This window comes from Nocardioides sp. JCM 18999 (assembly GCF_055391175.1).
Map to the genome: position 1 here is coordinate 1,153,576 of NZ_AP043887.1, position 23,813 is coordinate 1,177,388.

Sequence of the window (23,813 nt, forward strand, 5' to 3'; positions counted from 1 at the left end):
ACGTTCTAGAAAATCCGACTAGTATGCGTGTATGCCGCTTGGAATCAGTGATGACCACCAGGCTCTCGCGGAGAGCGTGCGCGAATGGGGTCATGGCCTCGGCGTGTCGGGCCTGATCCACGCCGCTGAGACCGACCCGGCGGCCGGGTTCACCGACGTCTGGTCCGAGCTCGCCAAGCAGGGCATCGCCTCCATCGCCGTGCCCGACCGGGTCGGAGGCGGCGGTGGCGACGTGCTCGACCTCGCCGTCGCCCTCGAGGCCACGGCCGCCGAGCTGGTGCCCGGGCCGATCCTCGGCACCGCTGTTGCCGCCACCGTGCTGGCCGAGCTCGCCGACCTGGCCGGCGTGGACGAGGTGCTCGCCTCGATCGCCGCCGGTGCCGCCGTCGGCCTCGCCCCGCAACCCGCCCTGACCCGCGGCGACCGCCTCACCGGCAGCACCTGGGTCTACGACGCCCCCGCCGACGGTACGACGTCCTGGATCCTGGCCGGCGCGCGCGACGCCGACGGCACCGAGCACTGGTACGTCGTGCCGGGCACCGCGACCACCCTCGACCCGCGGATCGGACTCGACCTGAGCCGCCGGACCGCTGTCGCCACCCTCGACCTCGCCGCTGGCCCTGAGGGCACAGACGGAGTCGTGGCACTGCCCGGCCTGACCGCGGCCCGGGTGCAGGCCCTCACCGTGGTCCTCGCCGCCGCCGAGGCGGCAGGGATCGCCAGCTGGTGCCTGGCCACCGCCGTCGACTACGCCAAGGTGCGCGAGCAGTTCGGTCAGCCGATCGGGAAGTTCCAGGCCCTCAAGCACCTGATGGCCGAGATGGCCGAGGACGTCGAGGCGATCACCGCCTCGGCCTGGGACGCCGCCGCCGCGACCGTGGCCGGTGACCCGGTGCAGGCGCGATTCGCCACCAGCGTCGCCGCCGCGCACGCGTTCGACCGGGCCGTCCACGTCGCCCAGGCCGCGATCCAGGTCCTCGGCGGGATCGGCTTCACCTTCGAGCACGACGCCCACCTCTACCTCCGTCGCGCCACCGCCCTGCGCGCCCTGGCCGGCTCCTCGGGAGCCGCAGCCCTCGACCTCGCGCGCCAGGCCGTGGCCGGCACCCGCCGCCAGCTCCAGGTCGACCTGGAGGGCGCCGACGCGATCCGGGACGAGATCCGCGCCACCGCCGCCACCATCGCCGCTGCCTCGGACCAGCGCCGCGCCCTGGTCGAGACCGGCTACCTGATGCCGCACTGGTCGGCGCCGTACGGCCTGGGCGCGAGCCCGCTGCAGCAGCTCGTCATCGACGAGGAGCTCGCCGCGGCCGGGGTGAGTCGTCCCGACCTCAAGATCGGCGGCTGGGCGGTCCCGACCGTGCTGGCCCACGGCAACGATGCCCAGCGCGAGCAGTTCGTCACCCTGACCCTGGTCGGCGACCTGCAGTGGTGCCAGCTCTTCAGCGAGCCGGGCGCAGGGTCGGACCTGGCCTCGCTCAGCACCAAGGCCGAGCGGGTCGAGGGCGGCTGGAAGCTCACCGGGCAGAAGGTCTGGACCTCGCTGGCCGCGCAGGCCGACTGGGGCATCTGCCTGGCCCGGACCAACCCGGACGTGCCCAAGCACAAGGGGATCAGCTACTTCCTGGTCGACATGACCTCGGCCGGGCTCGACATCCGCCCGCTGCGCGAGATGACCGGCGACGCCCTGTTCAACGAGGTCTTCCTCGACGGGGTCTTCGTGCCCGACGCGTACGTCGTCGGCGAGATCGACGGCGGCTGGGCCCTGGCCCGCACCACGTTGTCGAACGAGCGGGTCGCGATGGCCTCGGCCAAGCTCGGCGCCAGCGTCGAGCGCGCGGTCGAGGTCGCCACCGGCGCTCCCGAGATGAGCGAGGGCGACCTGATCCAGGTCGGCCGGGCGGTCGCACTGGCGACCACCTGTGCCCAGCTGGGTGCGCGGGTCACTCGCCGCAGCCTCGCCGGCCGCGGGCCGGGCGCCGAGTCCAGCGTCTCCAAGCTGCTCGGCGTGCGCAGTCGGCAGGACGCCTCGGAGCTGGTCGTCGAGCTGCAGGGCTACGACCTGTTGGCCGACCCCGCGGTGCTCGAGGCCGACGTGCACGAGATGCTCCTCACCCGTTGCCTCTCGATCGCGGGCGGCACCACCCAGGTGCTGCGCAACGTCGTGGCCGAGCAGATCCTCGGTCTGCCTCGCTGATTCCGGGCACTCTTTCTGGGAGGCTGGCGCGGTGAGTACTCCCGGCGGCCGCATCCATGCCTTCTGTGACGACCTGCTGGGCGACGAGAGCGTCGACGCCGTCGAGCTCGGACGGCGGGTGGCCCAGGGCGAGGTCACGGCCCAGGAGCTCGCCGCGGCCGCGCTGGCCCGCGCCACCGCGGTCACCGACCTCGCTGCCGTCGCGGCCACGCTGGCGGCACCGCGGGTCACCCAGCACGGGCCCGGAGAACCGGCCCCGCTCGCCGGCGTGCCGACGTACCTCAAGGACAACGTCGACGTCGCCGGACTGCCCACCGGGCACGGTTCGGAGGCCTTCACCCCGAAGGTGCGCACGAAGGACGACCCCTACGTCACCCAGCTCCTCGGCACCGGTCTGACCCTGCTCGGCAAGACCCGGCTGCCCGAGTTCGGCTTCAACGCCAGCACCGAGTTCCGCACCGGCGAGCCCGTGCACAACCCGTGGAACCCGGCCTACTCGGTCGGCGCCTCCAGCGGCGGTTCCGCGGCCCTCGTCGCGGCGGGCGTCGTGCCAATCGCGCACGCCAACGACGGCGGCGGGTCGATCCGGATCCCGGCCGCGGCCGCCGGCCTGGTCGGGCTCAAGCCGACCCGGGGTCGACACATCGACTCCGCGATGTCACGCACCCTGCCGATCAACATCGTCAGCGACGGCGTGGTCACCCGGTCCGTCCGGGACCAGGCCGCCTTCCACGCGGCGATGGAACGCGGCTGGACCAACCCGGCGCTGCCGCCGATCGGGCAGGTCGACGGACCGAGCGACACCTCGCGTCGGATCGGTCTCCTGGTCGAGACGATCAACGGCGCCCCGATCGACCCCGAGGTGCTCGCCGCCGTCCACCGCACGGCCGCCGCGCTCGAGGGCGCGGGCCACCGGGTCGAGCTGATCGGCGTCCCCGTCGAGCCCTCGTTCGAGGACGACTTCACGCTGTACTGGGGCCTGCTGGCGGTGCTAAGCACCACGGTCGGCGCCCCGCAGTTCGGGCTGCCGTTCCACCAGGGCCGTCTCGACGGGCTCACCCGCGGACTGCGCGGCTACGCCCTGCGTCGCCTGCACCGACTCCCCGGAGCGATGCGTCGACTGTCGGCCGTCCCGGCGCAGTACGACGCCGCCATGGCCGACTACGACGCCGTGCTCAGCCCCACGGTCGGCCACCCGGCCCCCGAGCTGGGCTGGCTGAGCCCCAACCGACCGTTCGACCAGCTGCTGCACCGCCTCACCCAGTACGTCGTCACGACGCCGCTGCACAACGTCGCCGGAGCGCCGGGACTGGCGATGCCCGTCGCGCTCAGTGAGGCCGGGATCCCGATCTCGGTGCACCTGTCGGGGCGTCGGGGCGAGGAGGCGACGCTGCTCGACCTCGGCTACCAGGTCGAGGAGCTGCTGCCCCGCCCGCAGATCAGCTGATCAGCTGACCGGGTGCCGCTGGTCGTAGTGCCAGTTCAGCCAGCGCTCGACCGCGTCGACGGCGTGGTGCGCGCGGATCGAGCCGAAGATGTCGAAGGCGTGCTGGGCGCCGGGCAGCTCGGCGTAGGTCACCGACCGCTTCGACAGGTCACGGAGCCGGTTCACGAACGCTCGGGCCTGGCGGACCGAGACCAACGTGTCCTCGCTGCCGTGCAGCACGAAGAAGTCGGGTGCGTCCGGGGTGATCTGCCACAACGGTGAGGCCCCGCGGAAGTCCTCGTCGATCGCGCCGGCACCGAAGACGCGCGGGCCGAGGAAGTCGTCGCGCAGCCCGACCGTGTAGACGTCCTGGTCCTCGCCGAGCATGTCGTAGACGCCGTAGAACGGCACGCATCCGGCGATCGTGCCGGGTTCGGCGGTCAGCGCCGCGAGCGAGGACAGGTGGCCGCCGGCCGAGCCGCCGGTGAGCACCAGGTGATCCGGGTCGCCGCCGTACCCGGCGATGTTCTCCCGCACCCAGGCCAGCGCCTCGCGGACGTCGTCGATCTGTGCGGGCCAGCGGAACTTCGGGGCGAGGCGGTAGTTGATCGCCACGCAGACCCAGCCCTGGGCGGCCATCCGGTTCATCAGGATCCGGCCCTGCTCCTCCTTGGTCCCGATCGTCCAGCCGCCGCCGTGGACCTGGACCAGCACCGGGGCGTTGCTGAGCACGCCGGTGGCCGGGCGGTAGATGTCGAGCTTCGAGCGGCGTCCGTGCGTCCCGTAGGCGACGTTGCGCTCGACCCGGACCCGGGAGTCGCGGAAGTTGAACGGCCGGGCCAACGTCGAGGCGGGGGTCCGGGGGAGTGCCAGCGCATCGGTCCCGGTGCCGTCGGCCAACGCCTGGCTCAAGACCGCCGAGGAGCGTCCCGCCTGACGCACGGCCCAGCCCAGGCCGGCGATCGAGGCGACCGACAGCGCGACGCCGAGGGGAGTGGCGCGCCCCCGCCGCAGCGCGGTGGCCGTATCGATGGCCGAGGCGGTGATCAGCTGCGGGGCGAGCTCGCCGACGGGCCAGCCGACGGCGAACGAACCGACCGAACCGAGTCGGTGGTGGGAGGGGCGGGTCACGATCGCGGTGGCGGCAGCCAGCATCACCTGGCGGAGCACGTAGGCCGAAGGCATGAACCGATCCTAGGCATGGCGTTCGACACAGTCGCGCCCAGTACTGGAACGTGTTCCACCTCGAGTCGTAGAGTGCCGCCCGTGGACCGACTCAGTGGACTCGACGCCAGCTTCCTCTACCTGGAGTCACCCGAGCAGCTGATGCACGTGTGCGCCCTGGTGGTGCTCGATCCTGCGACCATCCCCGGCGGCTACGAGTTCGGCCGCTTCCGGGACCGGCTCGGCGCCCGGGTCCGCGACACCGAGATGTTCACCCGCCGGATCCGCCGCGTCCCGCTCGGCCTGGACCACCCGATCTGGGTCGAGGACACCCACTTCGACATCGACCGGCACGTCCACCGCGCCGCGCTGCCCGCGCCCGGTGGCCCCGAGGAGCTCAACGAGTTCGTCGGCCACATCGCGGGGATCAGCCTCGACCAGTCCCGTCCGCTGTGGGAGATGTGGGTCGTCGAGGGCCTCGCCAGCGGCCAGGTCGCCGTGATCGCCAAGCTGCACCACGCCAGCGTCGACGGGGTCAACGGCGCCAACGCGCTCTCGGTGCTGTGCAGCCTCGAACCCGACGCCGACCTGCTCGACGTCCTCCCGCCGCCGTCGGGCGGGCGCGAGCCCGGCCGACGCGAGCTGCTCGTCCGCGGCACCGCCTCCACCCTGGCCCGACCCTTCCGGCTGTTCTCGATGGTCACCCCGACCGTCACCGCGGTCGCCAGCACCGCCCAGCGGGCACGGATGGGCGTGGCGATGGCCGCACCGCTGACCGCTCCGCGGACCTCGTTCAACGGCACCATCACCGGGCACCGCACCGTCGCGTTCGCCGACCTGCCGCTCGACACCGTGCGGGCGGTGAAGAAGGCGGTCCCCGGCGCCTCGGTCAACGACGTCGTGCTGGCGCTGTGCGGCGGCGCCCTGCGCCGCTACCTCAGCGATCGCGGTGAGCTGCCGACCACCTCGCTGCTGGCCTCGGTGCCGGTCTCGGTGCACGAGACCTCGCAGCGCGAGGGCGGCCGCAACAAGGTCTCGACCATGTTCGCCCGGCTCGGCACGGACATCGAGGACCCCCGCGAGCGGCTCGAGGCGCTCGCGGTCGCCAACGGCAACGCCAAGGAGCACCACCACGCCATCCCCGCCGACACGTTGCAGGACTGGGCGCAGTTCGCCGCCCCGCGCACGTTCGGTCTCGCGGTCCGGGTGGTCTCGGGGCTGCGCCTGGCCGAGCGCGGCCCGGTGATCCACAACCTGGTGATCTCGAACGTGCCCGGCCCGCCGGTGCCGCTCTACTTCCTCGGCGCCAAGGTCGAGGGCATGTACCCGCTCGGCCCCGTCTTCCACGGCGCCGGCCTCAACATCACCGTGGTGAGCAACAACGGCAAGCTGCACTTCGGCGTGATCGCGTGCCGTGAGTCGATGCCGCACCCGGTCGAGCTCGCCGAGCACTTCGACAAGGAGCTCGCCGCGCTCGCCGCCGCCGTGGGGGTCAGCTGATCCGGGCCTGCACGGTCGCCGCCGCCTCGAGCAGCGCCGGGATGAACCCGGCCGACTCCAGCACGCAGCCCGCATGACCGATCGGGGCCTCGTGCACCGTCGCACCGGGGATCCGCGCCGCCAGGTCGCGCTGTCGCGCCGGAGGGATGACCCGGTCGTGCGCGGTCAGGACGACCGCGGTCGGGACGTCGATCCGGCCCAGCCACGGCTTGGCGTTGTGCCGACCCAGCGCCGCGAGCGCCTGAGCGACGGCCCACGGGCTGGTCGAGCGCCACTCCGCGAGTGCCCACTGGCCGGTCTCGGTCGGTCCGACGGCCAACGCCTCGGCGGTACGGCGCCCCGCCGACCGCGCCACCCGCGACCGGCTCAGCGCGCGGGTGGCACCCATGCCGATCTCCATGCCCTGCATGAACCATGCCTCGGCGCCGGTGGCACGGAAGTGCGGACTGGTCGCGGCGAGGATGAGACCGCCGACCAGGTCGGGGTGCTGGCGCCAGGTGCGCTGGGCGATCACGCCACCCATCGAGTAGCCCGCCACGATCGGCATCTCCAGGTCGAGCTCCAGGATCACCGCCGCGACGTCGTCGGCGCAGTCGTGCAGCGAGAAGCCCTCGGACATGATCCCGCGGCCGTGCCAGCGCTGGTCGAAGGTGATCACCCGGTAGCGCTCGCTCAACGCCTCCAGGGCCGGGAACCAGGTCAGCAGGCCGGTGCAGCCCACGGCGTGCAGCAGCACGATCGCCGGGGCGTCAGGCGTCGGACCAGGGATGTCGGTGAGCCACGTGCGACCGCGGCGGGGGAGCTCCAGCCACCGCCCTTCGGGGATCTCGACCTGCGGGACGCGGGAGTGCTCCTGCGCGGATCGACGGAGGGTTTCGGTGAACCGTGCGGTCGGCAGCGTCACTGGGCTAGACTAGAACACGTTACAGAAATGAGCGTGAAGAACTGACATGATGAGGTGCACCGATGCTCGATGAGGAGCTGTCCGGCGAGATCGCGGGCGTGCTCGCCGACGTCCTGGACCGTGCCGGTCAGGCCGGCGCGGGCGACCCTGCTCAGACCTGGCGGGCCGCCGCGGAGGCCGGACTGATCGGGCTGGTCGCCCCCGAGGCACTGGGCGGTGAGGGCCTCGGTCTCGAGGGTGCCGCCGTGATCGTGCGGGAGGCCGCCCGTCGCGGCGACACCACGCTGTTCGCCGACGTCGTCGTCGCAGGACTCATCCCGTTCCTCGCCTCGGCTCCCGCCGACCTGGTCGCCGACCTCGCCCCGCGCGTCATCGCCGGCGAGGCCACCCTGGTCGCCGCGCTCAACGAGCCGGGCTCCGCCCTGCCGGTGGCCCCGGCCACCCGCCTCGTCGACGGCCGCGTCTCCGGCCGCAAGGTCGCCGTCCCGGTGCCGGCGGTCGACGCGGTGCTGCTCGTCTCCGTCACCGGACCCGAGGGGCCGGCCGTGGCGGTCGTGGCCGCGGACGCCGACGGTGTCACCGCGACCAGCACGCTCACCTCCGAAGGCACGGCGGAGGCGACGTACGTCTTCGAGGGCGCGGCCGTCCTGGGTGTCTTCGACGGCGCCCGGGCCCTGCGTGAGCACGCCGTGGTCGCCGCCGCCGTGCGCGGCGCGGGACTGCTCGCCGGTGCGCTCGACCTGACCGCCGGTTTCATCGCCCAGCGGGAGCAGTTCGGGCGCAAGCTCGCTGAGTTCCAGGCCGTCGCCCAGCAGATCGCCGACGTCTACGTGACCTCCCGGATGATGACGCTGGCCGCCGAGGAGTCGGTGCGCCGCCTCGTCGCCGGGGAACCGGCCGCCGACGACCTCGCCATCGCCGCGTTCTGGCTCACCGACCGGGTGCCCGCCGCCTTCCAGACCTGCCACCACCTGCACGGCGGGATGGGGGTCGACGAGACCTACCCGCTCGCCGCCTACACCTCGGCCGTCTTCGACCTCGGTCGCCGCCTCGGCGGTCTGATCACCACGTTGGCCGCCGTGCCGGCGGGGGAGACCACCGGCAAGAACAGCGAGCTCGACGACGCCCAGCGCGCCTTCAAGGCGACCGTGCGCGATTACTTCGAGGGCCTGGCCTCGCGCACGGACCGGGAGGAGCTCCTCACCGACCGGCACGGCGACGCCTACCACCGCCTGATCAAGCAGATGGGCGCCGACGGTTACCTCGGCGTCGGCTGGCCGGTGGAGTACGGCGGCAAGGCGCTCGACGGGCTCCACCAGCAGGCGTTCGCCAACGAGGCCGCGCGGGCCGACGTGCACCTGCCGTCCGTCACGCTCCAGACCGTCGGACCGACCCTGCAGACCTACGGCACGGAGAAGCAGAAGGAGCTCATCCTCGCGCGGATCCTCACCGGTGACGTGCACTTCGCGATCGGCTACTCCGAGGCCGACGCCGGCACCGACCTGGCGTCGCTGCGCACCTCGGCGCGGCTCGACGAGTCGACCGGCGAGTGGGTGATCAACGGCCAGAAGATGTGGACCACCGGTGGTCACGCCGCCGACTACATCTGGCTCGCCGCCCGCACCGACCCGGACGCGCCCAAGCACAAGGGCATCACGATCTTCATCGTCGACACCCGCGACCCGGGGTTCTCCTGGACCCCGATCCGCACCGTCGACGGCTCGCACCACGTCAACGCGACCTACTTCAACGACGTCCGCGTGCCCGCCGACATGGTCGTCGGCGAGGTCAACGGCGGCTGGCGCCTGATCACGACCCAGCTCAACCACGAGCGCGTCATGCTCGGACCGGCCGGCCGGCTCGAGGGACTGCGTGACCTGGTCGCCGACTGGGCCACGGCCCAGGGAGTCGCCGACCTCCCCGCGGTGCGCGACGTCCTGGCGCGGACCACGGCGTCGTTCCGGGTCAACGAGCTGCTCAACTGGCAGGTCGCCTCCCGCCCCGCCACCGGTGCTGACGCGGTCGCCGACGCCTCGGCCTGCAAGGTGTTCTCCTCGGTCGAGGTCCAGCGCCTCGGCCTGGAGCTGATGGGGGTGGTCGCCACCTACGGTGACCTCGCCGACCCCGACACCGCCTGGCTGCACCGGCTGCTCGACGCCACCGCCAAGCGCAACCTGGTGCTCACCTTCGGTGGTGGCGTCAACGAGGTGCAGCGCGAGCTGATCGCCCAGTTCGGGCTCGGCCTGCCGAAGGTGCCCCGATGAGCGCCCCCGTGAACGCCGAGGCGTTGGTCGCACCCGACGTGCACGACGCCGTGATGGCGCGCGCCGAGGAGATCAAGGGCTGGGGTGAGGCCGCCGAGCGGATCTCGCGTGACCCGGTCAACCAGCCCACGATCAACAACTGGCTCGAGGCGATGGGCCTGGACTCACCGCGGTTCACCGAGGGCGAGGCGCCGCCGTCGATGGCGCAGGTCTGGACGATGTACGGCCTGGGCGGCAAGCCCGGTGCCGACGACCCGCTGCACTCGATGATGCGGTCGCTGACCGACCTCGGTTTCACCGCGGTGCTCGGCACCAACTGCGAGCAGAGCTACGAGCGCTACCTCCGCGTCGGTGAGTCGGTCCGGGTCACCACGGCCCTCGACTCCGTGGTCGGGCCGAAGGCCACGGGCATGGGCGTCGGCTACTTCGTCACCTCGCGCAACACCTGGTACGTCGACGCTCCGGACGGGAGCAGCGAGGTCGTCGCCACGATGCTCTTCCGGGTGCTCAAGTTCATCCCCCAGGGAGCCGCCTCGTGAGCGGGCCAGTGCGGCCGGTGATCAACCGCGACACGACGTACTTCTGGGAAGGGACCCGCGCCGGTGAGCTGCGGATCCAGACCTGCAACGCCTGCGGCGTGCTGCGGCACCCGCCCGGCCCGACCTGCCCGGCGTGCGGTGCGTTCGACCGCGGCTACGTCGTGGCCGCCGGCAACGCGACCGTGTTCTCGTTCGTGGTGCACCACGCGCCGCAGCTGCCCGGCAAGGAGCTGCCCCTGACGATCGCCCTGCTCGACCTCGACGAGGGCGTCCGGATGGTCGGGGAGATGGTGGCCGGCTCCGACATCAAGATCGGCGACCGGGTGGCCGTGGAATGGAACGTGATCGACGAGGAGCTCACGCTCCCGGTCTGGAGGATTGCATGAAGACGCTCGCCGTGGGCGACACGCTGCCCGCCTGGGAGGTCCCGATCACGCCCACGATGGTGGTCTCCACGGCGTTGGCGACGCGTGACTTCCAGGACGTCCACCACGACCGCGACCGCGCTCAGGGCGCCGGGAGCAAGGACATCTTCGTCAACATCCTCACCTCCACCGCGCTCTGCGAGCGGTACGTGACGGACTGGGCCGGCACCGACGTGCAGATCAAGGGGATCTCGATCCGCCTCGGCGCTCCGGCGTACCCCTACGACACGCTCGCCTTCTCCGGCAGCGTCGAAGCGATCGAGGACGGCGTGGCGACGATCAAGGTCACCGGCGCGGTCTCCCTCGGCGCGCACGTGTCCGGCACGGTCAAGGTCGCGCTGGACGGGGCGGTCGCATGAGCACCCGTTCGCTGAGCCGCCAGGCCGCGATCGTCGGGATCGGGGCGACCGACTTCTCCAAGGACTCCGGCCGCTCCGAGCTGCAGCTCTCCGTCCAGGGGGTCCAGGCGGCCCTCGCCGACGCCGGTCTGACGCCGGCCGACGTCGACGGCCTGGTCACGTTCACGATGGACAACTCCTCGGAGATCGCCGTCGCGCGCGAGCTGGGGATCGGTGACCTGCGTTTCTTCAGCCGGATCAACTACGGCGGCGGCGCGGCGTGCGCGACCGTCCAGCAGGCCGCGATGGCGGTCGCGACCGGTGTCGCCGACGTCGTCGTGGCCTACCGCGGCTTCAACGAACGCTCGGGCCAGCGGTTCGGTCAGGTGCAGAGCTGGGCCGCGACCCAGGTCAACACCAACGGCCTCGACAACGCCTGGACCTACCCGCTCGGGCTCTCCACGCCCGCCGCGACGGTCGCGATGCAGGCCCGCCGCTACATGCACGAGTACGGCGCCACCTCGGCCGACTTCGGTCGGGTCGCCGTGGCCGATCGCCGTCACGCCGCGACCAACCCGAACGCCTTCTTCTACGGCAAGCCGATCACGCTCGAGGAGCACCAGGCCTCCCGCTGGATCGCCGAGCCGCTGCACCTGCTCGACTGCTGCCAGGAGTCCGACGGTGCGGTCGCGCTGGTCGTGACCACCCCGGAACGCGCGCGCGACCTCGCCCAGACCCCGGCGTTGATCACCGCCGCGGCGCAGGGGAGTGCCCGCGACCAGTTCGTGATGACGTCGTACTACCGCGACGACATCGGCATCCCCGAGATCGGCGTGGTCGGCAACGAGCTGTGGCGCCAGTCCGGCGTCGGTCCCGCCGACGTCGCCACGGCCGTGCTCTACGACCACTTCACGCCGTACGTCCTGATGCAGCTCGAGGAGCTCGGCTTCTGCGGCCGCGGTGAGGCTCCGGGCTTCATCGCCGACGGGGCGATCGAGATCGGTGGTCGGCTGCCGATCAACACCCACGGCGGCCAGCTCGGCGAGGCCTACATCCACGGCATGAACGGGATCGCCGAGGGCGTCCGCCAGGTCCGCGGCACCTCCGTGAACCAGGTCGCGGCTGCGGCGACGGGCTCGCCCGTGCTGGTCACGGCCGGCACCGGCGTGCCGACGTCCGGGCTGATCCTCGCCGCGGTCTGACCCTCCGGTCGGCGCGCTCAGCGCTCGCTGGAGGTGCAGAGGCAGGAGCGGTTCCCGTCGGCGTCCTCGACCACCCAGTAGGACGGCGCCGCCCGGTTGCTGATCAGCTGCCCGCCGGCGTCGAGCACCGCCTGGAGGCGTTGCTCGGCCTCGTCGTGGGCGACCCAGACGTCGAGGTGCCAGCGCTGCTCGAACGGCTGCGGAGGCAGGGCCGCGGTGGCGCCCTCGTCGGGCTCCTGCCACCACACGCCCGGCACCTGGTCGGTCGGGTCGGTGGGTTCGCCGTGCTCGAGCTTGCTGCCGAGCAGGGCCGCGTAGAACGGACCGAGCCGGGAACCGTCGGAGGTGTCGAGCCCGAGCTCGATCTCGGTGAGACCGCTCGGATCGGACGAGATCCCGAGGTCTGCGGCCAGCGCGCTGATCTCGCGTGCCAGATCCACGTCGCGACGGGTGAGGCCGCCGACGTCGTGGCTGCTCAACGTGACCATGACCTCGGGGTAGGTGAGCTGGATGTCGGGGTGGTGGTCGGCGACCTCGGCGGCCGCACCGATCCGGTCGACGAAGTTGAGGCCGGTGTTGAAGTCACCCGTCCGGAATCGGGCCTTGAGACGTCCGAGGATCTGTCGCCAGTCCACCAGGTCGGCATCGAGCACCTCGGTCGCGGACAGCTTGGTCTTGGCGTCGGTCATCGTTCTTCCTCCTGACTCGGTCATCGCCAGTCTTGGTTGGCGACGATGACAGCGATCGGTGCGAGCACGGCGGCCACGCCGGACATCACGACTGCTGCGGTCGGTGACCACAGTCGGACCAGCGTCCAGGCGACCGTGATCAGCACCAGGCAGGTGCCCATCAGCACGAAGTACCACCGTTGCCGTCGACGCAGCCGCTCGGTCTGCGACGGCCGCACCTCGGTGATCGTGTACCGCCGACGTGAACCCACGACCTTCACGTACCCATCCGAACGTCAGGCAACGCCTTCGGTCAAGGACTCCGCCGGAAGCCAGTCGGCTCCCAGCAGCTGGGCGAGGTCGGCGAGGCCGGTGGTGTCACTGCCGACGGTGTCGGAGGCTGCGGCGATCCGCTCGACCATCACCTTCCCGACCTGCTCCTCGACGGTGCTTTCGGCGTAGGCGATGTGCCAGGGCGAGACCTGGTGGTCGCGGTGCGTGCGGCCGGTCACCTGTCGGCCGGCGATCCCCGAGAAGCGAGCCTGGTGGAAGACGCCGACCCGAGGCTCGGTGCTCGCCTGGCTGCCGTCCGGGAGGGTCTCGCCGGCGTGCAGACTGATCGAGGCGACGGTGGTGAAGACGCACACCTTCGCCTGCCCGGTCTGGAACCGGAGCCGCTCGGCCTCGACGTCGAACCGGTCGCGGCCGTAGATCGTGGCGACCTCGATCCCTGCCTCACGCAACCGGTCGGCGATCGGGTCGGCGGCGGTCGCGACGAACTCGACGGAGCACGCCACCTGGCGCTCGGCGCTGACCTGCTGGGCGATCCAGTCGACTGTCGAGTCGACGCGGATGAGCCCCGCCTTCTGCCGGAGCCGCAGCAGCGCGGCCCGGCCCTTCGCGGTGTTGCGGCCCCGTCGCGCGATGTCCATCTCGCGGCAGAACTCACCCCACTCGGCCTCGTAGGCCGCACGCTCGGCCGGGGTGAGGGCCACCGGCATGCCCGAGATCGGCACCGGGCCCCACGGGGCTGCGCGGTGCAGCATCGCGGCCGGTCGCTCGTCGGCGAGCCAGCCGCGCACCAGCTTGAGGTCGGCCGCACGTCGGGCCGCGTCCGTCGTCCAGGTGGCGCCGTGCCGGCCCTGCTCGACCTCGACGCCATGGCGCTCGAGCGCGGTCGCGAACGCGATGCCGGGCTGCGTGGCCGAGGTCCACTCCTTCATCGGCTCGCCGAGGATCTCGGCGTAGGCCGGCGCGAGGTAGGGGAGCTCGAGCGGGGTGTGCCCCGGTGTCGCGGTGGTCGCGATCACGAACGGGGCCTTGTCGTGCGGCTTCCCGTGCCCCGAGATCCTCGCCCAGAGCTTCCACCGCTTCGTCGTCGTCCGGCGCAGCGCGTGCGCCTCGTCGGCGATGATCACGTCCCAGGTGTGGTCCTTGACCTTCTCCAACCGGTCCCAGGTGATCACGACCCAGTCCAGACCGCCGTCGCCCAACGCCGTGATCGTGCGGCACCAGTGCCCGATCGTGATCGCGGCGGGACGGTCGGCCACCACCAGCACGCGTTGCGCACCACGCAGGTCGCCGACGGCGGTCGCGCCGAGGACGGCGGAGATGGTCTTGCCGACCCCGGGTTCGTCAGCCAGCAGGAACATCCGCCCACCCGCTTCGGCGCGCGCCGCGATCGCATCGGCCGCCTCGAACTGGAGTCGGCGCGGCTCGAGCGCATCGGTCGGCTCGGGATTGGGGCGCGGATCCCCGGGGTTCAGGGTGTTCTCGATGAACCGGCCCAGCGTGTACGGCCCCGGCGCATAGGGCGCGAGGTGCGCCGGCAGTAGGCGGCCGACGTACAGGTGGGTCTTGACCGCCGGGTGCCAGACGGCGCCGTCGACCTGGGTGCCGTAGGGAACGTCGAGCACCCACAGCCGTTCGCCCGGACCGGTCGCCGGCAATGGCCGCTGCGACGCGCGTGACCCGCTCCGGCGCGTGGATCCGCCGCGGCGGGTGCTGGCGGAGCGGCGACTGGGCATCCGCCAACGCTATCGGCTCGCTTGCCCCAACCATGGCGCCGCGCAGGGCGGAGCGCGTAGGTCGCGTCACGGAACTCGCTCGCCCGGAGGGGTGTTCGACGTCATCATGAAGCTGTGAAGCGTGCCAAGACATTCGCGGAGATCGCGGCGGAGGCCATGGCCGAGCCGCAGCAGGAGCGAGTCGTCCGCCCGGGCACGTTCAACGACCACGGTGACTTCTTCGACCTCTCGGGCAACCTCCTCGCCCGCATCCGTGGGGTCACCCCGAAGCAGGCCCAGGAGTTGGTCGCTGACGGCGCGACGGTGGCGTTCGAAGGCTGTGGCTGCGGTGGGTGGGCCGGCTGTGCGGCACGGTGGATCGACGCGGCTACGTCGGTTGAGCTGGGGCTGATACGGCCGAGATTCGTGAAGGGGCACGGCTCCCCGACCTGGATCGACCTCTGGGAAGGCGACGGCGGGTCGGTCGTGTTCGCCCACGGAGACGTCGAATGGGGAGACGCGTTCGCCTGACTGGTCCGCACCGCATGCCGCAGCGCGACAGCCGGTCATGGCGGCCGGGGGAGCCAACGTGGATCTCCGGTGATCGTGTTCCTTCCCTTCGTGGAACCCGGCAGGGGTCGTGGACAGTACATGGTGTGACCACTCCCGACATGCGCGCCGTGCGACGGCAGCTGCGCAGTGGAGACCGGGGCGCGTTCGCGGCGATGTACGCCGACAACGTCGACACGGTCTTCACCCTGGCCCACCGGCTGACGGGCGACTGGGCGAGCGCGGAAGACGTCGTGTCCGAGACGTTCCTGGTGGCGTGGCGTTCGCGGGCTCAGCTCAGTGACGACGACAGGCCGCTGCGTCCGTGGCTGCTCGGCATCGCAGCACGGCAGGCACTCAACTCCCGCCGGAGCGTTCGACGACGTCTGGCGTTCCTCTCGCGCCCGCAACCGGACGTGGTCGACGACTTCGCCGACGAGGCGGCCAGCCGGCTCGACGATGCCCGCACCCTGGCCCGTGCGGCCGAGGCGATCGCCGGTCTGAGCCGCGCGGACGCCGAGGTCCTCGGCCTGTGCGTCTGGTCGGGCCTGAGCTACGTCGAGGCCGCTCGCGAGCTCGACGTACCTGTCGGCACGGTCCGCTCCCGTCTGTCCCGAGCGCGTCGCCGTCTACGCGAGATCGTCGACGCGCCATCCCCCGAAGATCGAGCCTGCGAGGTCCACCAGTGAACGACACCGACATCCACGACCTGGCCCGTCTCGCGCCGGCTCCGAGACCGATCGAGCTGTCCGAACGGCACAAGACGCTCCTCGAGGACCGGATCCTCCAGCGCATCGAGCACGACGACGTACGGCGGCGCCGACAAGCCACCATCGGGGCGACCGCGCTGCTCACGGCGTGCGCAGCCGCGGTGGTCGCCCTGGTCGCGATCGGCATCGGCGAGCGGCCGGCGGTGCCGGTCGCCAGCCACCCCGTCGCCGCCACGCCCGGTGCCGTCCAGGTCCTGCGCGCCGCCTCGACCGTTGCCCTGGAGACGCCGGCCGTGAGGGTGCGGCCCGATCAGTTCGCCTACGTACGTAGCCAGGTCATCACCAACGAGGGGCGGTTCGGTGAGGGCGTCACGCTCGGCAGCGTGCACGAGCGAGAGATCTGGCTCGGCCAGCGCTCGGACGCAGTCACCGATGACGGCAGCGTGATCCGTGAGTTCGGTCAGGACTGGCCCTTGGGCGGCGGCACCCCGACGCCGGCGGGCGCCTTCCGCCCGACGTACGCCTGGCTCTCGAGCCTGCCGGCCGATCCCGAGGAACTCCTCGACGTGCTCATGAGGGAGGCGGTGGTGGCCGACCGGCAGGAGCCGGAGCAAGCGTTGTTCGACGTCGTCGGGGCGCTGATCGGGGAGAACCTCGTCCCGCCTCGTACGGCCTCGGCCCTCTTCGAGGCCGCCACCCGCATCCCGGGTGTCGAGCTCACCGCGGAAGCAACCGATGCCATCGGTCGGCCGGGCATCGGCGTGAGCCGCACCGACACGGCGTACCACCTCGCGACGACGTGGGTCTTCGACCGAACGACGCACGAGCTGCTGGGCATCCGCTGGTACCAACTCGACGGTCACGGGAACCGGACTCTGTTCGGTGCTACCGCTGTCCTCGAGCGTGGCGTTGCTGACCGTGCCGGGGCAGCTCCGTTGGCGGCGATGGACAGCGCCGTCTCCTGACTGACGGCCACCTGGTGCCAGCGCCCGTTTCTCTGAAAGAGCGGTGAGCGTGGCCGGTTCTCGCCAAGAATGCCTCCGACCCAGTCATCGGAGCCCCAGGCGAGCTCGTGCATCTCGAGGAGTAGCGGATGAGACTCAGCGTGGGCCAGGGGGTGGGAGCCATCCTCCTCGGCGCGGCCTTCAGCCTCCTCAGTGGGTGCGGCCAGCCTGAGGCGCAGTCGGCGACACCGGCGCCCTCAGTGGTGGATGTTGTGGACACCAGTGGCGCGGTGCCTTGGAGTGTGAGGGCCGACTACGAGGAGTGGGTGCCGCCGCCGGCCACCAATCCCGAGGGCTACGTCGACCCGCCTGCTCGCTGGATGGGCGTCGCGACGACGCTGGACGTGCCCGCCACGATCACGCCGGGGAAGGTCCTTGAGTACGTCGTCACGGTGCGCAACGTCGGCGACCGGTCGATGGATCTCACCCCGTGTCCTGGCTACTTCCAGGAGCTGACGGCTGACCCGGACCTCAACGAGGAGCCCTTGGTCGATGCGAAGTGGCGTCTTCCCTGTGATGACGTCGGTCAGCTCGCGCCCGGCGACGAGCAGCGGTTCGTGATGCACCTCGACGTTCCCGCCGAGGTGCCGGGGAGTGAGCTGTCGCTGCGCTGGGAGCTGCTCGACGCCTGGGACACGGGCGCGCAAGCGTGGTTGCCCGTTCGCGACTGACCGGTAAGCGACAAGCCACCGGCCCGCCCTCCTCCTACTCGCTCGACCACGTCATTGGGTGGTAGGCAACGGTGAAGTCAGGCCCGAGCTCGCCCTGCAGTCGGTCTCGAAGAATGAGGGCACGGCTGTCCCAATCCTCGATGTCGAAACCGGCCAGCCCTGGTTCGGCCTCGCCCCACGACCTCAGGTCGTCGATCAGGTTCTGGCTCAGCAGGAGGAACCCCGCCAAAAACTCGATCTCTTCCGGCATTCGACCATTCACGTCGTCCCACAGCGGCATGCCGGGGCCGTCCCACATGATGCGGACCCTGCGGCCGACGTCCCACTCCTCATGTTCCACGGCTTCATCCAACCCGTCCCAGCGTGGAGCCGTCAGCATCTTCGGGTGAACCGGATCTTCCCGTGGGGGAGGAGCTCGTGGGTGTATCGGGCGTCGTGGAGCCGCTGGTGGTCGTGGTTGCAGACCAGGGCCATGTCCTTGAGGTCGGTCTTGCCGCCTGATTCCCAGGGTTTGAGGTGGTGCATCTCGCACCAGGCGGCGGGGGTGTCGCAGTGCTCGCCCTGGCAGGTCGCGTGGGCGACCATCAGCGCTCGCTTCTGTGCCCGGCTGCCGAGGCGGGCGGAGCGGCCGAGGTCGAGGACCTCGCCCTTGGAGCCGAGGACGGCGGGGATGATCCCGGCGTTGCAGGCGAGCCTTCGGGCCTCCGAAGCGCTGATCAGGCTCGCGCCTTCGGGGCCGAGGACGGTGGCGGTCGCGAGCTCGGTGCGGAGGCTCTCCAGCGTCATCGTGACGATCAGCTCGGTGCTGGTGGAGCCGTGGTCGGGCAGCGTCTTGGGGTCGATCCGTTCCATCAGCTGGCAGAACGCCTGACCGAGCTTGCGGGGGTAAGACAGCTTCCGCCAGACGTCGTCGTCGTTCGGGTCGGCCCCGTCGGCCCCGTCGGCCCCGTCGTGATGCTTCCGCGGGTTGGTGAAGGCGTGCAGGTAGTTCAGCAGCCGGGTGATGGTCAGGTCGGGCGCAACGACGGTTGCCGACGAGGTCCCGTCGCCGCGGCGTCGTGCGGTGAGTCGGGTCTTCTCCCAGGCAGTTCGTTCTTCGTCCTGAAGGGCACGAGCCTCGAGGGCTTCGGCGATCTCAGGGGCGACGACCTCGAGGATCCGGCGTCCGAGGACCCGCAGCTCGCGCGCGTCGTGGGCGGAGGCGAGGTCGACCAGCTGCAGCTCGGCCTGCAGGACGATGGTGGGATCCAGGTCGGTCGGCAGCGCGTCGAGGGCGCGGGTGACGACGTCGGCCTGCGGCACGGTGATGGTGCCCTCGCGCATCGCTTCGGCCACCGACGCTGACCGGTCGAGACGTTCGGCGAAGCGGGTCGCTGCTCGGGCTTGCGAGTGCCCGACGCCGAGTCCGCCAGCGATCCAGGCGGTGACGTCGTGCGCACCGGAGTCGTCATCCACCCCGGCCGGGCCGGCGGCGATCGTGACGCGGGCTTGGAGCTCGGCCACCTGCGAGTTCAGCGCGACCAGCTCGCGCAGCAGTGCGCCGTGCTCAGCGGGGGAGAGGTAGATCGGATCGCGTTCGCCGGCCTCTGACAGCGCCTCGCGGGCGCGAGCCACAGCGGCGACACTCGGGTGCAGGGGTGGGGACGAGACCACGCTCATCAGGCACCTCCAGGCATCGCGACACGTCGACGTACGGCCTTGCGGCCATCCGGGGTCGTCGTCCTGGAGCCTCCATTGTCCCTCGAACTGACGTTCGGGTCAAGGGATTCTTCGAGCGCGGTGGAGAATGTTTCGTTACCTAGAACTGCTAGGCATGAGTTACCTTGCAGTTCTAGGCATAGGAGACGTGATGCGGATCGACAAGGACCTGGTGGCCGCCTCGGCCACACCACTCGTGCTCGGCATCCTCGCCGAGGAGGGTTCCTCCTACGGGTACGCGATCCTCAAGCGCATCCGGGAGTTCTCCGCCGGCGAGCTGGAGTGGACCGACGGGATGCTCTATCCGCTGTTGCACCGGCTCGAGCGCCTCGGCCAGGTGCAGGCCTCCTGGCAGGTCTCGGCGGAGGGACGACGGCGCAAGCACTACGCCCTCACCGACGCGGGGCGCCAGGCTCTCGAGGAACGCCAGAGTCAGTGGGCGGTCGTGAGCTCGGCGCTCGACCGGATCTGGCAGCAGTCGGTCCCATCCGTGCCACTCACCCAGGCGGTGATCGCATGAGCGAGCAGCAGATCGAGCAGTGGCGCGGCTATGTCCAGCGCCGCGCGACCATCACGAGCGACGACGTCGCCGAGCTCGAGGAACACCTCCGCGGCCAGGTCGACGACCTCGTCGCCGCCGGTCTGGCCGACGACGAGGCGTTCCTGATCGCGGTCAAGCGGATGGGCAGCGTCGACGACCTCTCCCGTGAGTTCGCCCGCGAGCACTCCGAGCGGCTCTGGAAGCAGCTCGTCCTCAGCTCCGACGACCCCTCCCGCGGTGGCGCGCCCGACCGGAGCCTGTGGGTCGCGATCCTGCTCGGGATCGGTGCGGCGCTGACGTTGCGCGCCGGGCTGGCGTGGATGGACGAGGGCGTCATCGCGCGGACAGCCTCGGCCCTGGTGCTGCCCTGGCTGGCGGCGTACTTCGTCTGGCGCCGTGACCTCGCGGGACGCACCCTGGCCGTGCTCACCACGGGGTACGTCGCGGTCCTGGTGCTCCTGCTCGTCTACCCGTTCCCGGAGTTCGAGAGCGACACCCTCGACCTCGTCATCATCCACACCCCGGTCCTGCTCTGGCTCCTGATGGGCGTGACGTACGTCGGGGGTGAGTGGCGCTCCGCGCGGCGCCGGATGGACTTCATCCGGTTCACCGGTGAGTGGGCGGTCTACTACTTCCTGATCGCCGCCGGAGGTGGGCTGCTGCTCGCCCTGGCTGCCGGCACGTTCGATGCCGCGGGCATCGATGTCACGACGTTCCTCTTCGAGTGGGTGCTGCCGTGCGGCGCCGCCGGAGCGGTCCTGGTCGCGGCCTGGCTGGTGGAGTCGAAGCAGAACGTGATCGAGAACATCGCGCCCGTTCTGGCGCGGGTCTTCTCGCCGCTGACGATCCTGCTGCTCGGCTCGCTTCTGATCGCGTTCGCCACCAGCGCCGACCTGATCGGCGTCGACCGCGACCTGCTCATTCTGATGACGGTGATCCTCGTCCTGGTCCTCGCCCTGTGGCTGTACGCCGTCTCCGCCCGGCCACCCGAGACCCCGGTCGGTCTCGCCGACTGGCTGCAGGTCGTCCTCGTGGTGACCGCGATCGTGGTCGACCTGGTCGTGATGATGGCGATGGTGGCGCGGATCACCGACCTCGGTCTCACCCCCAACCGCTCGGCGGCGCTCGGGCTCAACCTCGTCCTGCTGATCAACCTCGTCGGGTCGGCGTGGCTCGGCATCGGGTTCGTCCGCCGCCAACGACCCTTCGCCGAGCTGGAGGCGTGGCAGGCCGCCTACCTCCCCGTGTACGCCGCCTGGGCGGGCGTGATCGTGGTCTGCTGGGGTCCGCTCTTCGAGTGGGCCTGAGAGCTGGTCCGCGGCCGCTGACCGAGGCCTGTGGATGACGCCAGCGGCGCTCGAAGAATCCTGTTTCCATCGAAGGCATGACACCTGACGAGGAACGACTACCTGGACTCTCCGCCTCCGACACCCGATGGCTGGTCGAGGAGGCGCAACGCGTGCTTGCCTGCCTCGGCCGTGGCTCGACCGTGCTGGACGGCGTCGCCCTGAAGACCGACGACGGACTGACCGTGGGCCTCGACAACCTCGCCCGGACGATCAGCAGCATGCCGCGCGGAAGGCGTGCGCAGGCGGTCCGTGAACAGCTCACCGCGCTGTGCGCCGCCCGACCCGACGAGCCGCCTGCCGTCGAGGACCTGCGGGTGAAGCTGTGGCCGCAGGCGCGGGCTGACGAGATGCTCCGTTACGAGGCCCTCCACCCGCTGCCCGGACTCGTCGCGGTCCTGGCCGCCAAGGGCGACGGTTGCAGCCGGGAGTTCGGCCAGCTCGACCTGGTCGGCGAGCGCGATCAGGCCTACGACGCCGCGCTGCGCAACATGATCGACCTCCCACGTCCACGCCACACCCGTCGCCGTGTCGATCCGCGGGCACGCAACACGTGGGTCGAGTTCCTCGATGCCCCTGATGCCTACGGTGCGGCGCGGATCGTGGTGCTTCCGGACCTGCTGCGGAGGATGCGGATCGACTTCCCGGCACACGGCGTGCTCGTCTGCGTGCCGACGAAGTTCGAGCTCTGGGTGCACGTGCCGGTCGACGAGGACGCGGTGAGTGCCGCGGTCAGGATGGCCTGGCTCGCCCTGCAGACCTACGCCCAGGAGCCGTACCCGATCAGCCCCGACGTCTTCCTCGTCACGCCCGACATGACGGCGTCGTGCCTGGTCCGCCCGGACCAGCACGGCGTGGACATCAACAACGACGCCCTGTCGAGCCTGCTCGGCGCGCTCCTCCCTGGACGACTCGGCGAGGCGTCCTAGTCGCGTGCCCGACTCACCCGACGTTCGGTCCACACCGGACCGTCCGACTCGTAGACCTCCCCGTCGGCTCCGTAGACCAGGAATCGGTCGAAGCCTCGGGCGAACCACCGGTCGTGAGTCACCGCGAGCACGGTGCCCTCGAACGCCTCCAAACCCGCCTCCAGAGCCTCGGCCGACTGCACGTCGAGGTTGTCGGTCGGCTCGTCGAGGAGCAGCAGGGTCGCACCCGACAGCTCGAGCAGCAGGATCTGGAACCGGGCCTGCTGGCCGCCGCTGAGTGACTCGAACGTCTGCTCCCCGGCGTGTGCGAGCTCGTAGCGATCCAGCACCCGGCTCGCCGCCTCGCGGCCCATTCCGTCCCTGTGGTCGTCTCCGCGGTGCAGGATCTCGAGCAGCGTGCGGCCGACGAGCTCGGGGTGGGCGTGGGTCTGCACGAACCACCCGGGCCGCACCCGGGCGCCGAGCTTGACCGCGCCGGTGTGGGCGACCGGTGCCGGCGGCTCGCCGACGGGACGGTGCTCGACGTCGGGATCGCTGCCTCCGGCCGCGAGGAGCCGCAGGAAGTGAGACTTGCCCGACCCGTTGGAGCCGAGCACTGCCACCCGCTCGCCGTACCAGACCTCGAGGTCGAACGGCTTCATCAGCCCGGTCAGCTCGAGGTCGGTGGCGACGACGGCGCGCTTGCCGGTGCGTCCGCCCGCCAGGCGCATCGTCACCTGCTGCTCGCGCGGCTGCTCGATCGGCGGACCGGCCTCCTCGAACTTCCTCAACCGCGTCTGGGCGGCTCGGTACTGCGAGGACATGCCGTCGTTGTACTCGGACTTGATCTTGAGTCGGAGCACCAGCGCCTTGATCTTGGCGTGCTCCTCGTCCCAACGGCGGCGCATCTCCTCGACGCGCTCGAAGCGGTCGGTGCGCGCCTCGTGATAGCTCGCGAAGCCGCCCGGGTGGGTCCAGACGAGGTTGCCGGCGCTGCCGAGCTCGACCGTGACGATGCGGGTGGCGGTGTTGTTGAGCAGCTCGCGGTCGTGGCTGATGAACAGGATCGTCTTGGCCGACTCACGGATCCGCTCCTCGAGCCAGATCTTGCCGGGCACGTCGAGGTAGTTGTCGGGCTCGTCGAGCAGCAGCACCTCGTCCGGGCCGCGCAGGAGGTACTCGAGCACCAGCCGCTTCTGCTCGCCGCCGGAGAGGGTCGACAGCAGCCGGTGCCGCGCACGGTCGAAGGGCAGTGCCATGGATGCGATGGTGCACACGTCCCAGACCACCTCGGTCAGGTAGCCCCCGGCGTCGGCGTATTCGGCCAACGCCGTGGCGTAGGCCATCTGGGTGCGTTCGTCGTCGACGTCCATCAGCGCCAGCTCGGCGGCATCGACGGCTTCCGCGGCCGCACGGACCGGCTGCGGAGCGACCGAGAGCAACAGGTCGTGGACGGTCTCGTCGCCACTGCCGTGGCCGACGAACTGGCGCATCACGCCGAGCCCGCCGGAGTGGGTGACCGACCCGCCGTGGGGAGCCAGGTCGCCGGTCACGATCCGCAGGAGCGTGGTCTTGCCGGCACCGTTGGCGCCGACGAGCGCGACCTTCTGGCCCTCGCCGACCCGGAAGCTGACGTCGTCGAGCAGCACCCGCCCGTCCGGCAGCTCGTACCTCACGCCAGCGACGTGCACATGTCCCACAACGGAGGATTCTCCGTCATCGGGGAAGGGCACGCATCCGGATTGCTCGGGCG

Annotated in this window: 23 protein-coding genes; 15 read left to right on the forward strand and 8 right to left on the reverse strand. The window is 71.1% G+C overall.

From position 1 onward, the window contains the following. The first annotated feature begins 31 nt into the window (after positions 1 to 31). Positions 32 to 2,197: an acyl-CoA dehydrogenase family protein gene (locus ACZ5J1_RS05525; protein WP_464563283.1), complete on the forward strand. Its 2,166-nt coding sequence runs from the start codon at positions 32 to 34 to the stop codon at positions 2,195 to 2,197. A gap of 31 nt (positions 2,198 to 2,228) precedes the next feature. Continuing rightward, complete coding sequence (locus ACZ5J1_RS05530; RefSeq protein WP_464563285.1) at positions 2,229 to 3,644, forward strand: amidase; 1,416 nt, start codon at positions 2,229 to 2,231, stop codon at positions 3,642 to 3,644. On the opposite strand, the gene ACZ5J1_RS05535 is transcribed toward ACZ5J1_RS05530, so the two are convergent. Continuing rightward, positions 3,645 to 4,808, reverse strand: a complete 1,164-nt coding sequence (locus ACZ5J1_RS05535; RefSeq protein WP_464563287.1) for an alpha/beta hydrolase — start codon at positions 4,806 to 4,808, stop codon at positions 3,645 to 3,647. Positions 4,809 to 4,889: 81 nt separating this feature from the next. Here ACZ5J1_RS05535 and ACZ5J1_RS05540 point away from each other — a divergent pair, with 81 nt between their 5' ends. Further along, positions 4,890 to 6,287 carry a WS/DGAT/MGAT family O-acyltransferase gene (locus tag ACZ5J1_RS05540; protein WP_464563289.1) on the forward strand — a complete coding sequence of 466 codons (1,398 nt, stop codon included), beginning with the start codon at positions 4,890 to 4,892 and terminating at the stop codon, positions 6,285 to 6,287. Here ACZ5J1_RS05540 and ACZ5J1_RS05545 read toward each other — a convergent pair. Beyond that, positions 6,280 to 7,191 (reverse strand): alpha/beta fold hydrolase, encoded by a 912-nt coding sequence (locus ACZ5J1_RS05545; protein ID WP_464563291.1) that lies wholly within the window; start codon positions 7,189 to 7,191, stop codon positions 6,280 to 6,282. The two genes, ACZ5J1_RS05540 and ACZ5J1_RS05545, sit on opposite strands and share 8 nt — an antisense overlap. A gap of 62 nt (positions 7,192 to 7,253) precedes the next feature. Here ACZ5J1_RS05545 and ACZ5J1_RS05550 point away from each other — a divergent pair, with 62 nt between their 5' ends. Genes ACZ5J1_RS05550 through ACZ5J1_RS05570 form a run of 5 tightly spaced genes read left to right on the forward strand, consistent with a single transcriptional unit; the run spans position 7,254 to position 11,959 of the window. Further along, the gene (locus ACZ5J1_RS05550; RefSeq protein WP_464563293.1) at positions 7,254 to 9,455 is read left to right on the forward strand and encodes an acyl-CoA dehydrogenase family protein; all 2,202 of its coding nucleotides are present in this window, start codon (positions 7,254 to 7,256) and stop codon (positions 9,453 to 9,455) included. Continuing rightward, a complete protein-coding gene (locus tag ACZ5J1_RS05555; protein WP_464563295.1) occupies positions 9,452 to 9,994 on the forward strand; it encodes an FAS1-like dehydratase domain-containing protein in 543 nt (180 codons plus the stop codon). Before ACZ5J1_RS05550 ends, ACZ5J1_RS05555 begins: the two co-directional genes overlap by 4 nt. Continuing rightward, positions 9,991 to 10,380, forward strand: a complete 390-nt coding sequence (locus ACZ5J1_RS05560) for a Zn-ribbon domain-containing OB-fold protein (protein ID WP_464563297.1) — start codon at positions 9,991 to 9,993, stop codon at positions 10,378 to 10,380. The genes ACZ5J1_RS05555 and ACZ5J1_RS05560 overlap by 4 nt, the downstream gene beginning before the upstream one ends. Beyond that, positions 10,377 to 10,778 carry a MaoC family dehydratase gene (locus ACZ5J1_RS05565; protein ID WP_464563299.1) on the forward strand — a complete coding sequence of 134 codons (402 nt, stop codon included), beginning with the start codon at positions 10,377 to 10,379 and terminating at the stop codon, positions 10,776 to 10,778. The genes ACZ5J1_RS05560 and ACZ5J1_RS05565 overlap by 4 nt, the downstream gene beginning before the upstream one ends. Beyond that, positions 10,775 to 11,959, forward strand: a complete 1,185-nt coding sequence (locus tag ACZ5J1_RS05570; RefSeq protein ID WP_464563301.1) for a lipid-transfer protein — start codon at positions 10,775 to 10,777, stop codon at positions 11,957 to 11,959. The genes ACZ5J1_RS05565 and ACZ5J1_RS05570 overlap by 4 nt, the downstream gene beginning before the upstream one ends. Positions 11,960 to 11,976: 17 nt before the next feature. Here ACZ5J1_RS05570 and ACZ5J1_RS05575 read toward each other — a convergent pair whose 3' ends face one another. Genes ACZ5J1_RS05575 through ACZ5J1_RS05585 form a run of 3 tightly spaced genes read right to left on the reverse strand, consistent with a single transcriptional unit; the run spans position 11,977 to position 14,654 of the window. Then, positions 11,977 to 12,648: a 4a-hydroxytetrahydrobiopterin dehydratase gene (locus tag ACZ5J1_RS05575; protein ID WP_464563303.1), complete on the reverse strand. Its 672-nt coding sequence runs from the start codon at positions 12,646 to 12,648 to the stop codon at positions 11,977 to 11,979. Positions 12,649 to 12,668: 20 nt separating this feature from the next. Next, entirely contained in the window at positions 12,669 to 12,908 is a 240-nt protein-coding gene (locus ACZ5J1_RS05580; protein WP_464563305.1) for a DUF3099 domain-containing protein, read from the reverse strand. Between the two features lie 15 nt (positions 12,909 to 12,923). Further along, on the reverse strand, positions 12,924 to 14,654 hold the full coding sequence (locus tag ACZ5J1_RS05585) for a DEAD/DEAH box helicase (protein ID WP_464563307.1): 1,731 nt from the start codon (positions 14,652 to 14,654) through the stop codon (positions 12,924 to 12,926). 114 nt (positions 14,655 to 14,768) lie between these two features. Here ACZ5J1_RS05585 and ACZ5J1_RS05590 point away from each other — a divergent pair, with 114 nt between their 5' ends. The 4 genes from ACZ5J1_RS05590 to ACZ5J1_RS05605 all read left to right on the forward strand — a co-directional run bounded on the left by ACZ5J1_RS05590 (position 14,769) and on the right by ACZ5J1_RS05605 (position 17,567). Then, the gene (locus ACZ5J1_RS05590; RefSeq protein WP_464563309.1) at positions 14,769 to 15,164 is read left to right on the forward strand and encodes a hypothetical protein; all 396 of its coding nucleotides are present in this window, start codon (positions 14,769 to 14,771) and stop codon (positions 15,162 to 15,164) included. A gap of 125 nt (positions 15,165 to 15,289) precedes the next feature. Beyond that, positions 15,290 to 15,871 carry an RNA polymerase sigma factor gene (locus ACZ5J1_RS05595; RefSeq protein ID WP_464563311.1) on the forward strand — a complete coding sequence of 194 codons (582 nt, stop codon included), beginning with the start codon at positions 15,290 to 15,292 and terminating at the stop codon, positions 15,869 to 15,871. Next, positions 15,868 to 16,857 (forward strand): CU044_5270 family protein, encoded by a 990-nt coding sequence (locus ACZ5J1_RS05600; protein WP_464563313.1) that lies wholly within the window; start codon positions 15,868 to 15,870, stop codon positions 16,855 to 16,857. Before ACZ5J1_RS05595 ends, ACZ5J1_RS05600 begins: the two co-directional genes overlap by 4 nt. 128 nt (positions 16,858 to 16,985) lie before the next feature. Then, positions 16,986 to 17,567: a hypothetical protein gene (locus ACZ5J1_RS05605; protein ID WP_464563315.1), complete on the forward strand. Its 582-nt coding sequence runs from the start codon at positions 16,986 to 16,988 to the stop codon at positions 17,565 to 17,567. A 34-nt stretch (positions 17,568 to 17,601) separates the two neighbouring features. Here the strand turns inward: ACZ5J1_RS05605 and ACZ5J1_RS05610 are convergent, their stop codons facing one another. Then, positions 17,602 to 17,907, reverse strand: a complete 306-nt coding sequence (locus ACZ5J1_RS05610; RefSeq protein WP_464563317.1) for a hypothetical protein — start codon at positions 17,905 to 17,907, stop codon at positions 17,602 to 17,604. Between the two features lie 32 nt (positions 17,908 to 17,939). Then, on the reverse strand, positions 17,940 to 19,181 hold the full coding sequence (locus tag ACZ5J1_RS05615) for an HNH endonuclease signature motif containing protein (protein WP_464563319.1): 1,242 nt from the start codon (positions 19,179 to 19,181) through the stop codon (positions 17,940 to 17,942). Positions 19,182 to 19,416: 235 nt separating this feature from the next. Between ACZ5J1_RS05615 and ACZ5J1_RS05620 the strand changes: the two genes are divergently transcribed. From ACZ5J1_RS05620 to ACZ5J1_RS05630, 3 genes are all read left to right on the forward strand, one after another. Further along, on the forward strand, positions 19,417 to 19,785 hold the full coding sequence (locus tag ACZ5J1_RS05620; RefSeq protein WP_464563321.1) for a PadR family transcriptional regulator: 369 nt from the start codon (positions 19,417 to 19,419) through the stop codon (positions 19,783 to 19,785). Next, on the forward strand, positions 19,782 to 21,113 hold the full coding sequence (locus tag ACZ5J1_RS05625) for a permease prefix domain 1-containing protein (protein WP_464563323.1): 1,332 nt from the start codon (positions 19,782 to 19,784) through the stop codon (positions 21,111 to 21,113). The genes ACZ5J1_RS05620 and ACZ5J1_RS05625 overlap by 4 nt, the downstream gene beginning before the upstream one ends. Positions 21,114 to 21,190: 77 nt before the next feature. Beyond that, a complete protein-coding gene (locus tag ACZ5J1_RS05630) occupies positions 21,191 to 22,081 on the forward strand; it encodes a DUF1444 domain-containing protein (RefSeq protein WP_464563325.1) in 891 nt (296 codons plus the stop codon). On the opposite strand, the gene ACZ5J1_RS05635 is transcribed toward ACZ5J1_RS05630, so the two are convergent. Next, positions 22,078 to 23,760, reverse strand: coding sequence for an ABC-F family ATP-binding cassette domain-containing protein (locus tag ACZ5J1_RS05635; RefSeq protein WP_464563327.1), 1,683 nt, complete (start codon positions 23,758 to 23,760; stop codon positions 22,078 to 22,080). The genes ACZ5J1_RS05630 and ACZ5J1_RS05635 overlap by 4 nt on opposite strands. Between the last annotated feature and the right edge of the window lie 53 nt (positions 23,761 to 23,813).